Source organism: Protofrankia sp. CiP1_Cm_nod3 (genome assembly GCF_982290655.1).
Window position 1 is genome coordinate 6965 of sequence record NZ_CEVIVD010000029.1, and the last position, 11253, is coordinate 18217.

The 11253-nt window shown below is 71.5% G+C and carries 7 protein-coding genes and 1 tRNA gene; 5 read left to right on the top strand and 3 right to left on the bottom strand.

Annotated features, from left to right (window positions below; translation table 11 throughout):
- Window positions 1-78: 78 nt before the first annotated feature.
- On the top strand, window positions 79-1080 hold the full coding sequence (locus AC5LUJ_RS08265) for a 2-hydroxyacid dehydrogenase (protein ID WP_250290501.1): 1002 nt from the start codon (window positions 79-81) through the stop codon (window positions 1078-1080).
- Between the two features lie 159 nt (window positions 1081-1239).
- Here the strand turns inward: AC5LUJ_RS08265 and AC5LUJ_RS08270 are convergent.
- The 3 genes from AC5LUJ_RS08270 to AC5LUJ_RS08280 all read right to left on the bottom strand — a co-directional run bounded on the left by AC5LUJ_RS08270 (window position 1240) and on the right by AC5LUJ_RS08280 (window position 4031).
- Window positions 1240-1312 (bottom strand) — tRNA-His (locus tag AC5LUJ_RS08270).
- Window positions 1313-1582: 270 nt separating this feature from the next.
- The gene (gene orn / locus AC5LUJ_RS08275) at window positions 1583-2341 is read right to left on the bottom strand and encodes an oligoribonuclease (RefSeq protein ID WP_250284873.1); all 759 of its coding nucleotides are present in this window, start codon (window positions 2339-2341) and stop codon (window positions 1583-1585) included.
- 118 nt (window positions 2342-2459) lie between these two features.
- Complete coding sequence (locus AC5LUJ_RS08280; RefSeq protein WP_493464737.1) at window positions 2460-4031, bottom strand: CoA transferase; 1572 nt, start codon at window positions 4029-4031, stop codon at window positions 2460-2462.
- A 920-nt stretch (window positions 4032-4951) separates the two neighbouring features.
- Here AC5LUJ_RS08280 and AC5LUJ_RS08285 point away from each other — a divergent pair.
- From AC5LUJ_RS08285 to aat, 4 genes are all read left to right on the top strand, one after another.
- Complete coding sequence (locus tag AC5LUJ_RS08285; RefSeq protein ID WP_250284877.1) at window positions 4952-5998, top strand: ferritin-like domain-containing protein; 1047 nt, start codon at window positions 4952-4954, stop codon at window positions 5996-5998.
- Between the two features lie 312 nt (window positions 5999-6310).
- Window positions 6311-7306, top strand: coding sequence for a pirin family protein (locus AC5LUJ_RS08290; RefSeq protein WP_250284878.1), 996 nt, complete (start codon window positions 6311-6313; stop codon window positions 7304-7306).
- A 644-nt stretch (window positions 7307-7950) separates the two neighbouring features.
- Window positions 7951-10317 carry a putative bifunctional diguanylate cyclase/phosphodiesterase gene (locus tag AC5LUJ_RS08295; protein ID WP_250290522.1) on the top strand — a complete coding sequence of 789 codons (2367 nt, stop codon included), beginning with the start codon at window positions 7951-7953 and terminating at the stop codon, window positions 10315-10317.
- A 65-nt stretch (window positions 10318-10382) separates the two neighbouring features.
- Window positions 10383-11253 (top strand): leucyl/phenylalanyl-tRNA--protein transferase (gene aat / locus AC5LUJ_RS08300; RefSeq protein ID WP_493464738.1); only part of this gene is annotated, 871 nt, incomplete at its 3' end.

Here is an 11253-nt window from a genome sequence, read left to right on the forward strand (position 1 = left end):
TGACCAGGCTCCCGGGCGGCCGGCGTCCAGGGCGCAGGGAGAGTGATCGTGATATTTCGGGCCGGTTAGCCTTCGTCCATGGCAGGAACCGAAGCGGGCACGGTCGTGGTCAGCCTTCCGGACAGGCGCTGGATCGACCTGGTCGGCCCGGTCCCGGCCGTGCGGGCCGTGGTGTGGGACGCCGGCTCCGACCCGCGGCGGGCGGGCGTGCTGGACGCCGAGTTCCTCGTCCCCCCGTACATGAAGCAGGCGGACTGGTCCCTGGTCAACGGCCTGCCCCGGCTCCGGGTCGTGCAGACGCTTACCGCGGGTTACGAGGATGCCATCGCCAACGTGTCCCCGAGGGTCACGTTGTGTAATGCGGCGGGGGTGCACGACGCTTCCACGTCCGAACTGGCCGTGGGGCTCGCCCTGGCGCAGCTGCGGGGGATCCCGGCCGCGGTCCACGCGGCCGGGGCCGAACGGGGGCGCTGGCAGCCGCGCACCCTGCGCTCACTGGCGGACCGGAGGGTGCTCGTGGTGGGCGCCGGCGGCCTCGGGACGGCCATCGCCGCCCGGCTCGAGCCGTTCGAGGTGTCGCTGACCCGCGTCGCGAGCCGGGCCCGGGACGACGGGCGCGGCCATGTCCACGCGGCCGCCGAGCTGCCGGCCCTGCTCCCGGAGCAGGACGTGGTCGTTCTGGCCTGCCTGCTCAACGAGAGCACCCGCGGCCTTGCCGACGCCCGGTTCCTCGCCGCGATGCCGGACGGCGCGCTGCTGGTCAACGTCGCCCGGGGAGCGGTCGTCGACACCGACGCCCTGCTGCGCGAACTGTGCGACGGGCGGTTGCTGGCGGCCCTCGACGTCGTCGAGCCGGAGCCGCTGCCCGATGATCACCCGTTGTGGTCCGCGCCCGGTGTGCTGCTGACCCCGCATCTCGGCGGCAACACCAGCGCGTTCAAGCCCCGCGCCGCCGCGTTTCTCCGGGACCAGATCGCCCGGTTCGCCGCCGGCGACACGCTCCAGGCGATCGTCGCCGGCCCGCCGGCCCCGGGTCACCCTCCGAGATCGCCATCCCAGCGCCATAACCAGACACAATGATCGATATTTCAGTACCAGGCAGGCATTCGACCAGCCGCCAGGGGGTGCAGGGGGGACGGAATCCCCCTGACATGGGGGTCCCAGGGGGTTCCCCCTGGGCCGGCATGACGCGGGAGCCTGGGAAGGTGGCCGAAGGCCACCGAACAGGATCCAACCGAGGGTGAGTGACGGGACTTGAACCCGCGACACCCGGGACCACAACCCGGTGCTCTACCAGCTGAGCTACACCCACCACGTGCTGAAGAACCACACATCAAAACCGAACCGCTGGCCGTCAGCGGTTGCGCACCCGCTGGGGCGTACACCCATGACTGGCCGGCCAACTGTTCAGGCCCGGCCCATAGTACCGGTCGATTGTCCTTCTGGCGAAACGCTTTGCGGTGCCACCGGCGGGCCGGGCTCGTGCCCGGACGGTGACCACTTCCCGATGGCGGCCGCGCTCGGCGGACGGTGACCTTGCCCCGGTGGATGGTGACCGTGCCCGGACGGCCGCCCCGGCCGTTCAGACGGCCGCCGGTGGGGTCCGCGCGGCATCCGCCGGGGCGCGGCTCGTGGGAGTGGTCGCTGCGGGAGCGGTCGCTGCGGGAGCGGTCTCCGCCGAGGCGGCGCCCGTCGGTGCGGATGGCAGGCTGCCCGCGTCGTCGCCCGCGCCGGTCTCCCGGCCTGCCGTTTGGGTGATCTCCTGGGCCGCCGCCCGGGCGAACTCGCTGGTGGGTCCCGGCTGCGGCACGAAGATCACTTGTCGGTAGTAGCGCAGCTCGTCGATGCTCTCCTGGATGTCGGCCAGGGCGCGGTGCCCACCGCGCTTGGCCGGTGCCGCGTAGTAGGCCCGCGGGTACCAGCGCCGGGCGAGTTCCTTCACGGTCGACACGTCGACCATCCGGTAGTGCAGGTAGCTGTCGAGCGCCGGCATGTACCGGGCGAGGAAGTTGCGATCGGTAGCGATCGAGTTGCCGCACAGCGGGGCCTTGCCCGCGTCCGGGACCTGATCGCGGATGTAGTCGAGCACCTGCCGTTCGGCGTCGGCAACGGTCAGCGTCGATGCCCGTACGGCTTCGGTCAGTCCCGAGGCGGCGTGCATCTGCTGGACGACGGCATCCATCCCGGCCAGCGCGCTCTCCGGCGCGGACACGACCACGTCCACGCCGTCGCCAAGAACATGCAGTTCGCTGTCGGTGACCAGGCAGGCGACCTCCAGCAGGAGATCCGAGGCGGCGTCGAGCCCGGTCATCTCACAGTCGATCCAGACGAGGCGATCCATATCTGGTTGACCATAGGGTCTCCGGGCCGGAACGTCACGCGCGGGCCCGCCCGTCGCCGGTCGCCGGTCGCGGGCCGCCACATCGTGATCACAGGCAGCCTGATCGCAGGCAGCCTGATCACAGCCAGGCCGGGGACGAGGCGCCGAGCGGGAGCGGCGGATGGGACCAGGTGCGCGGGCCGCCGGCCACCCGTAGGGGCGGAAGCACGTAGGTCAGCCGCCCGCCGTGGCTGTCAACCGTGTCCAGCCACGGCGCCACGTCGACCGCCGGGGCGTTCCTGGAGGCGCTCGCCACGGCCGCGCCACCGGCCGTGGCATCGCCGGTGACGGCTCCACCGGTTTCACCGGTCTTCCCATCAGCCCTCGCGCGCTGGGCGAGCAGCCAGGTGGCGGTCTGGGCGAGTGACAGCTGAGCATGCCAGGAACCGGGCTCCCGGTGGCGCAGTGTGAGAGCGCGCAGGACGGCCGCCGCCGTCAGGTAGCCGGTGGCGTGGTCGAGCGCCTGGGCGGGCAGCACCCCTGGCCGGCCTTCTGACCGGCCTTCTGACCGATCTCCTGACCGATCTCCTGACCGATCTCCTGACCGGCCCTCCGAGCGGCCCTCTGGCCGGCCGCTGCCCGGATCGTCGCCGGCTTCTGTCGTGGCTATGCCCGTGGCAGCCTGGACGATGCTGTCGAACCCGCGCCGGCCGGCCCACGGCCCGGCCGGTCCCCATGCGCTCAGCGTCACCACCACGATGCCGGGACGCCGCTCGTGCAGCGCCCGCGGCGACAGCCCGAAGCGGTCCAGTGCCCCGGGGCGGTACCCGCTCACGACGACGTCCGCGGACGCCAGCAGCTCCTCGAACGTCCGTCGGTCGGCCGGGCGTCCGAGGTCGAGAAAGGCCGATCGCTTGCCCGGGCCGGTGTCGAGGTGCTGGGCCGGGATCTCGGGCAGCCGCGGGCTGTCGACCCGCAGGACGTCGGCGCCGAGGAAGGCGAGGGTCCTGGTGCCGATCGGGCCGGCGATGACCCTGGTCAGGTCGAGGACGCGGATCCCGGCGGCGGGCCGGCCGCGCTCGCGGGCCGGGCGATGCCCCGCGCCGGGCGGGTGCCCGTCGCCCAGGCGGTGCATACCGGCCAGGGGCAGCCCGGCGAGGGCACGGCCCTGCGGGTGCTCTCGCCACCCGGCGGTGTCCCGTACGGCCGCGGCCACGCCGCCGTGCGCCACCACCCTGTCCTCGACCTCGGTCGCGGGCAGCGTGGCCACGGCCGCCCTGACCGCGGCTGTCGGATCGGTCGCGGTGTCGGCGATCCCGAGCGCCGCCCGCAGCCGGGCCCGATGGTGCGGGTAGTTGCCGTGCAGCCGCACCCAGCCGTCCGCCGTGGGCAGGAAGGCCGACAGCGGATCCATGCCGATCTGCGGCCGGCCGTCGAGGCGCAGATGCCGTTCGCTGGTGAAGGCCGCGGCCACCGCGCCGCTGTCGATCGTCAGCGGCTCCCCGCCGCGTGGGCCCGCTCCCGCGGGTATGGCTGCCTCCGCGGGTATGGCGTTGAGTTCGCCGGCCGCGAGCCCGACGACGGCCACGCTCGCCTGGGCGAGCGCGCTGACCGGCAGCCGTGCTGGCAGGGCCTGCGGCGAACCGATGATCGTCACCGTGTCCTGGCCGGGAAACTCGCCGCCGAGCGCTCGCGCGGCTTCGGCGATCATCTCCCGAACATGACGAAAATGTGATTTGTCACTCATCGATGGGCCGTTTTCGCGCACGGACGTCGGCACCCGCGCCCTTGCGACGACATCGCGTGCGGCTTCCGCGACATCGCGTACGGCGGGCCGTCGAGCCGGTGGGCGCTCCGGGCCGCTGTACCGGCCCGCGAAGGGGCGGACCGTCCGGTGTCAGCGGCGCCAGGCCGGGCGCCCCGGCGGCCGGACCGCCACCCGGCGGTGGCGATGGCTGTCACGGGGACGTTGACGGCTCCGGAGCCGTCCCGCCGCTCGCAGGCGTTCTTGTCGCAGGAAATCCGGTCGACTGCAGATGCGGTCCACGGCCCCGACGGTAGCGGTCCAGCCGGCTTTCGGGGCCAGTTGTCACAAACCATTAACTTTACCGGCGGCGTGTCGAGCATCTTCACCCCCCCCAGGAGATGAGCCCGCGGGGGCGGACGGGATGATGCCCGGCCGCGTCACCACCCGATGTCAGTGTGTGGTGAGCCCGCCGGCGTGGCCTCGGCATGACAGCCGATGCGGCGGTCGGTGCGGCAATCGACGTGGCGCTCGACTGGCAATCGACGCGGCGGTCGATGGGACAACTGTCCGGCGGCTGTTCCACGACATGCTGTCCGTCCAGCGGCACGGCGGCTGTCCAGCGGGTGGCGTGACTCACCAGGTACCGTGACGATGTGGGCATGGACGATGTGGGCGGATGCGACAGGCCCGGCCGAGGGCGGCCGGTTCGTCGTGGCGTCCTGTCGGGGCTGCCTCCCCGGTCCGCGCGAGCGGCCGCCGGCGGTACGGACGACCGGGATCGCGCTGCCGGCCGGCCGGCCCGGGCCTGGTGACTGGAGGTTCGGCCCATCAGCGCACATGACCGCTACGACGCGTCGGCCGGCGACCGCACCTGGAGCATCCCCATGGCCGGCGACGCCCGGTTCTCCTGGGACTACGCCGACGGCCGGGCCCGGCTGCTGGCCCTCTACCAGCAGGGCAAGGACAAGCAGTGGGACGCCACGACCAGGATCGACTGGTCACAGGAGGTGGATCCGCACCACCCCCTGGGGCTGTCGGACCGGACGGTCCCGATCTACGGGCTCCCGCTGTGGGACAAGCTCGGCCGGCGGGAGCGCGGCGAGCTGCGCCAGCATCTGATGGCCTGGCAGTTCAGCCAGTTCCTGCACGGCGAGCAGGGCGCGATGATCTGTAGCGCCCGGATCGTCGAGTCCGTCCCGGACATGGACGCGAAGTTCTACGCCGCGACCCAGACGATCGACGAGACGCGGCACGCGGAGATCTACTCCCGCTTCCTGACGGAGAAGATCGGCCTCCTGTACCCGATCAACCCCGAGCTGCGCTCCCTGCTGGCGACGACGCTGAGTGACAGCCGGTGGGACATGCCGTACCTGGGCATGCAGGTGCTCATCGAGGGTCTCGCGCTGGCCGCCTTCGGCGTCCTGCGGGACGTCGCCACGGCGGCGCTGCCCAAGCAGATCCTTTCCTACATCATGCAGGACGAGGCCCGGCACATCGCGTTCGGGCGGCTGGCGCTGCGCGACTACTACGCGCAGCTGTCCCGCCGGGAGCTCGACGAACGCGAGGAGTTCGTCGCCGAGAGCTGCTGGCTGATGCGTGACCGGCTGCGTGGCGCCGAGGTCTGGGAGAACCTCGGCTTCGACGTGGACGCCTGTCTCGCCGCGGTGGAGACCTCCGAGTACATGCGGGCTTTCCGCAAGCTGCTGTTCAGCCGGATAGTGCCGTGCGTGAAGGACATCGGCCTGTGGGGGGAGAAAGTCCGCACCGCCTACGAGCGGATGGGCGTCCTCGAGCTGGCCGGTCTCGATCTCGCCGCGCTGATGCGCCGGGACGCCGACATCGCCGACGGCCTCGACCGGGCGCGGGCGCAGGAGGCCGACCTGGCCAGGCGGCGGGAGCAGGTGGCGGAGACGATCGCCACGGCGCTCTGACCCGGGCGGCCCTGCTCCAGGACCGGCTCTGGTCTGACGGATGCGTGACCGGCCGGATGGGTATGTGACGGACCGGTCGGCCGGACGCGCGGCCGACCGGCTCCGGGCGGGCGGACAGCCGTGGACAGCCGTGGACAGTAACGGTCATGATCGTAGTAGACGGCCGTCCGCGGCCGTCCACGGTCCGGTCGGTGGCCGTCCAGGGTCCCGTGGATCCGGCGGTCGTCCATGGCCGCCGGGAAGGGATCCGGACGATCCGGGGTTGTCATCCTCCGATAGTTGCAACAGCAACGAGAATCTGGGAGGGACAGCATGCCTGCCGTTACCGCCGACACAACCACCCTGCCGCGCCTGGCCGTACCTCTGCCCGGCCAGCTGGAGCGGCCCGTCCGGTCGGTCACGACCGCGCCGTCAGGCCGTGAGGGCGAGGGCTTTCCCGTCCGCCGCGCGTTCGCCGGGGTCAGCCTTGCCGATCTTGACCCCTTCGTCCACATGGACCAGATGGGTGAGGTCGACTACGCGCCCGGTGAGCCCAAGGGCACGCCGTGGCATCCGCACCGCGGCTTCGAGACCGTGACGTACATGATCGATGGGACGTTCCAGCACCAGGACTCCAACGGTGGGGGCGGGGTCATCACGGACGGGGCGACCCAGTGGATGACCGCGGGCGCCGGCATCCTGCACATCGAGACCCCGCCCGAGCGGCTCGTCGTCAGCGGCGGCCTCTTCCACGGCATCCAGCTGTGGGTCAACCTGCCGGCGCGGGACAAGTTCAGCCCGCCGCGCTACCAGAGCATCGAAGGCGACCAGGTCACACTGCTCGCGTCGCCGGACGCGGGCGCGCTGCTGCGGATCATCGCTGGCGGTCTCGCCGGTGACCCGGCCGGTCACCATGGGCCGGGTGCCACCCACACGCCGATCACGATGATGCACGCGACGCTGTTCCCGGGCGCGCGGCTGACGGTCCCCTGGGAGCCGGGTTTCAGCGCGCTGGCCTACGTCCTTGCCGGCTCGGGACGGGCCGGCGGCGAGGGCCGGCCGGTCCGCACCGGGCAGCTCGCCGTGTTCGGCCCCGGTGACTACCTGACGCTCGCGGCCGACGACCGGCAGCCCGGGGCGGATGGCCGGCTGGAGGTGCTGCTGCTCGGCGGGCGCCCGATCCGGGAGCACGTCGAGATGTACGGGCCGTTCGTGATGAACACCAAGGAGGAGCTGCGCCAGGCGGTGGCCGACTACCAGGAGGGCCGGCTCGGCGTCATTCCCCCGAACGCCCTTATGCCGCACCGGGCCGCCCGCCGGTCGGAGTGATCGGACGCGAAATCCGTAGTTGATCGATTATCGGCAGTCAACCGAAGAATCGAGCCTTCTTTCGGTAATGCCGGAGATCGGTATACGGTGCAAAAACAGATGCAGATGCAGGTGCAGATGCCGGGGCGATACATATCCGTGTTCCGGTGCGCACGCTTTGAGCCCGCCACGCTTCGACAGTACGGAGCGTGACGGGCTCATGTCGATTGCGGCCCGTTGGCGTCCGCTTATACGATGTGTGTTTACCTGCTCGACTTTTCGTCGACCTCTTGACGTCTTTGGCTGGATGCCGGGAGGCTTCGGCGTGCCGTCGTGGCGAGACGGTGTTGAACTAGCGGTGCGGGAGCGTTCCCCGCGGAAGTAACCCGCCTTTGGTGATCCAGGTGTTCCGGGCGCGGTGGGAGCGTGGTCGTCACGCCACACCTGGCCCACCGGGGTCATGGGAGCTGGCAGGGCCGTCCAGCCGCATCCCGGCGGGGCGACGGCAGCCCGGGAATGACCCTCACCGGTACCGCGGGTGGCCCTGGTGCCCTCGAGCCGCTGACCCGGGCCGGGGTTACCGGGTGGGTGGTTCAGGATGAATAGGTGTCGTGATGCCAGAATGTATCCCGCTGACGCGATAATGGGGAGATGACCGCTTGACGATGTCAGTTCACACCGCTCGTCGGCTGCGGTTGATCGGTGCGGGGCAGGTCGTGCTGCTGGTGGCGGCCGTGTTTTTCGCCGTCACGACGCTCGTCGGCCTACGTGATGTGTCGTCCATCGTCAACCAGGCCGACAGGTGGCTGGGCAACAGCTTCAGCATCGCCGCCGGTGGCTTTTGTATGTTGCGTGCCATTCTGGTCCGCGGTGAGCGGCTCGCCTGGGCTGTGCTCGGCACCGGCCTGCTGTCCTATGGCGCCGGCAGCATCTACTTCACCGAGATCATGAACCATGCCGACGCGCCGTCGCCGTCGCCGGCGGACATCGGCTGGCTCGTGTTCTACGCGACCACCTGTATTTCCGTGATCCTCCTGCTGCGTGGGCGGGTCACCCGGTTTCACCCCAGCCTGTGGCTGGACGCGCTGGTGGGCGGCCTCGGCGTGGCCGCGCTGGCGAGCGGGCTCGCCGCCGCCGTCATCGGCGTGGACAACCCGGCGGGGCTGTCGGTCCTCGGCCTGAACATCGCCTACCCGCTCGCCGACCTGATGCTGCTCGTGCTCGTGGCCAGTGCGTTCGGGCTGCGGGGCTGGCGCCCCGAGAAGGCCTGGTGGCTGCTGGGGATCTCCCTCGCCGGCTTCGCGGTCGCCGACACGATCGTCACCGGCGCGATGGCGGGCGGCACCTACACTCCGGGCGGCCCGGTCGAGGCGCTCTGGGCGCTCGCGCTCGTCCTGCCGGCCTGCGCCGCGTGGCAACGGGCCCCACGGGAGATGTCCGACCGGGTCGCCGGCTGGGAGATGCTGTTCATCCCGTTCTTCTTCGCCGTCAGCGCGCTCACGCTGCTGGTGGTCGGGGCCTTCATCAGGCTGCCGCCGCTGACCGTCGTGCTCGCCGCCGGGACGATCCTGTCCGCCATCGTGCGTGCCGGCATCACGTTCACCGAGGTCCGCCAGCTCGTGGACAGCAAGATGCAGGCGCGCACGGACGAGCTGACGGGGTTCGCCAACCGCCGCGGGTTCTTCGAGCTGCTCAGCGAGGAGGAGGCACGCGACTGCGGCGCCACGCGCTTCGCGCTGCTCGTGCTCGACCTGGACCGCTTCAAGGAGATCAACGACTCTCTCGGCCACCAGGTCGGCGACGACCTGCTCAAACTCGTCGGCCGCCGGATCGAGACGGCGCTGCGCCCGACGGACCTGCTGGCCCGGCTCGGCGGCGACGAGTTCGCCGTGCTCCTCCAGGACGCCGACGCCACCGCGGCGCGGGCCGTCGCCGAGCGGGTGCTGGCCGCCCTCGACGGCCCGTTCGACGTCGACGGGGTGAGCTTCCACGTCGACGCCAGCATCGGGGTCGCGGTCTATCCCGATCACGCGGTGGCCGGGAACGTCCTGCTGCAGCGGGCAGACATCGCGATGTACGCCGCAAAGGCGGCCCGTACCCGGATCGAGCACTACCGGCCCGGCGCCGACCTGCACATCCTCGACCGCCTCGACGTCATCGAGACCCTGCGGGCCGGGCTCGGCCAGGACCAGCTGCGCCTGCACTACCAGATGAAGGTCGACCTGCGCACGGGCATCTGCCACGCGGTGGAGGCCCTGGTGCGCTGGGAGCATCCCACCAGGGGGCTGCTCCAGCCCAACGAGTTCCTGCCCATGGCCGAGCACACCGGGCTGATGCGCACGCTGACCCTCGAGGTGCTCGGGCTGGCCCTCGACCAGTGCCGCCAGTGGTGGGACGCCGGCCTGAAGATCGGTGTCGCGGTCAACCTCTCCGCGCCCAACCTGCTCGACAAGGGATTCCCGGCCGAGGTCAGGGACCTCCTCACGGCGAAGGGGGTGCCGCCGAGGGCACTCGAACTGGAGATCACCGAGACCGCTCTGATGCTCGACCGGATCCGGACCGCGGCCGTGCTCGGCAGCCTGCGGGAGATGGGGGTCCGCATCGCCGTCGACGACTACGGCACCGGCTACTCGTCCCTGGCCTACCTGCGGGAACTGCCGGTGGACGTGCTCAAGCTGGACAAGTCGTTCGTCATCCACCTCGACTCCGACCCGCTCTCGGCGGCCATCGTGCAGTCCACGGTGGGGCTGGCGCACTCCCTGGCCCTACGGATCGTGGCCGAGGGGGTTGAGACCGAGACGGCCATGGGCCGGCTGGCCGACTACGGCTGCGACTTCGCCCAGGGCTTCTACCTGGGCGCACCCCAGCCCGCCGACAAGCTGACCCCGCTGCTGTGGCACCGCAACAATCGCCGCGCGTATTCCTCCTCCGGGGAGGGCGGATACCCGCCGTCCCGATTAGAGCGGGTGACAGCGGCTGACCTGATGGCCGACGGGGCCGAGCCCGCCCGCGCCGGTCACCCGTGGACCTGACCACCATGGACGCGGGCGGCACAGGCTCAGGCGGCATGGACCCGGGCGGTATGGACCCGGGCGGCATGGACCCGGGCGGGGGCGGCGCGGACCTGACCGGCCCGCCCCGGCATCCTGGCCGGTCGGTGTGGGACTCCGTGGCGGAGGTCGGTCCGGCCGATCCCGGTGACGCTCCGTTCGCCTTCGGTGGTGATCTCTCCCCGGCGACCCTGGTCGGGGCCTACCGACGGGGCGTCTTTCCCTGGCCGCCCGACGAGCCGCCCGACGAGCCGGCCGGCGGTCCGGTCGCGGTGGCGAATGCCCTGGGGCCCGGTGACCCGGCGGCGGCCGGCGGCCGGCCGCCCATCTTGTCCCGCGACGCCCAGGAACTGTCCCCCGACGTCCAGGAACTGTCGCGGGATACCCGGGGACGGGCCGATCTCGCCTGGTGGAGCCCGGATCCGCGCGGTGTACTGCCCGTCGGCGGGGTGCGCGTGGCCGACTCGCTGTTCAAGCGGATGCGCGCGTGCGACTGGACGACCACCCTCGACCACGCGTTCGTCGACGTCGTGCACAACTGCGGCCAGGGCACCCGGCGTACCTGGATCACCACCGAGCTCGCCGGCGCCTACCAGGAGCTGCACCGGCTCGGCTGGGCGCACAGCGTCGAGGTGTGGCAGGACGACGAGCTCATCGGCGGGATGTTCGGCGTGCTCGTCGGCGCCGCCTTCATGGCCGAGTCCATGTTCCACGTGCGCACCGACGCGTCCAAGGCCGCGCTCGTCGACTTCGACGCGCGGTTCGCGCCGGCCGGTGGCCGGCTCGTCGACGTGCAGTTCGTCACCGCGCACGCGAAGTCCATGGGAGCGGTCGAGATCCCGCGGGTGCGTTTTCTCACGGAGCTGCGGCAGGCACGGGATGCCGAGGTGCGGCTTGACCGCGGCCGGCTACCGGTCA

Excerpts from the sequence above, each read along its gene's own strand:
- AC5LUJ_RS08265 (WP_250290501.1), top strand. The coding sequence starts at position 79 with ATGGCAGGAACCGAAGCGGGCACGGTCGTGGTCAGCCTTCCGGACAGG.
- orn (WP_250284873.1), bottom strand. The coding sequence starts at position 2,341 with ATGGATCGCCTCGTCTGGATCGACTGTGAGATGACCGGGCTCGACGCC.
- AC5LUJ_RS08280 (WP_493464737.1), bottom strand. The coding sequence starts at position 4,031 with ATGATCGCCGAAGCCGCGCGAGCGCTCGGCGGCGAGTTTCCCGGCCAG.
- AC5LUJ_RS08285 (WP_250284877.1), top strand. The coding sequence starts at position 4,952 with ATGGCCGGCGACGCCCGGTTCTCCTGGGACTACGCCGACGGCCGGGCC.
- AC5LUJ_RS08290 (WP_250284878.1), top strand. The coding sequence starts at position 6,311 with ATGCCTGCCGTTACCGCCGACACAACCACCCTGCCGCGCCTGGCCGTA.
- AC5LUJ_RS08295 (WP_250290522.1), top strand. The coding sequence starts at position 7,951 with ATGTCAGTTCACACCGCTCGTCGGCTGCGGTTGATCGGTGCGGGGCAG.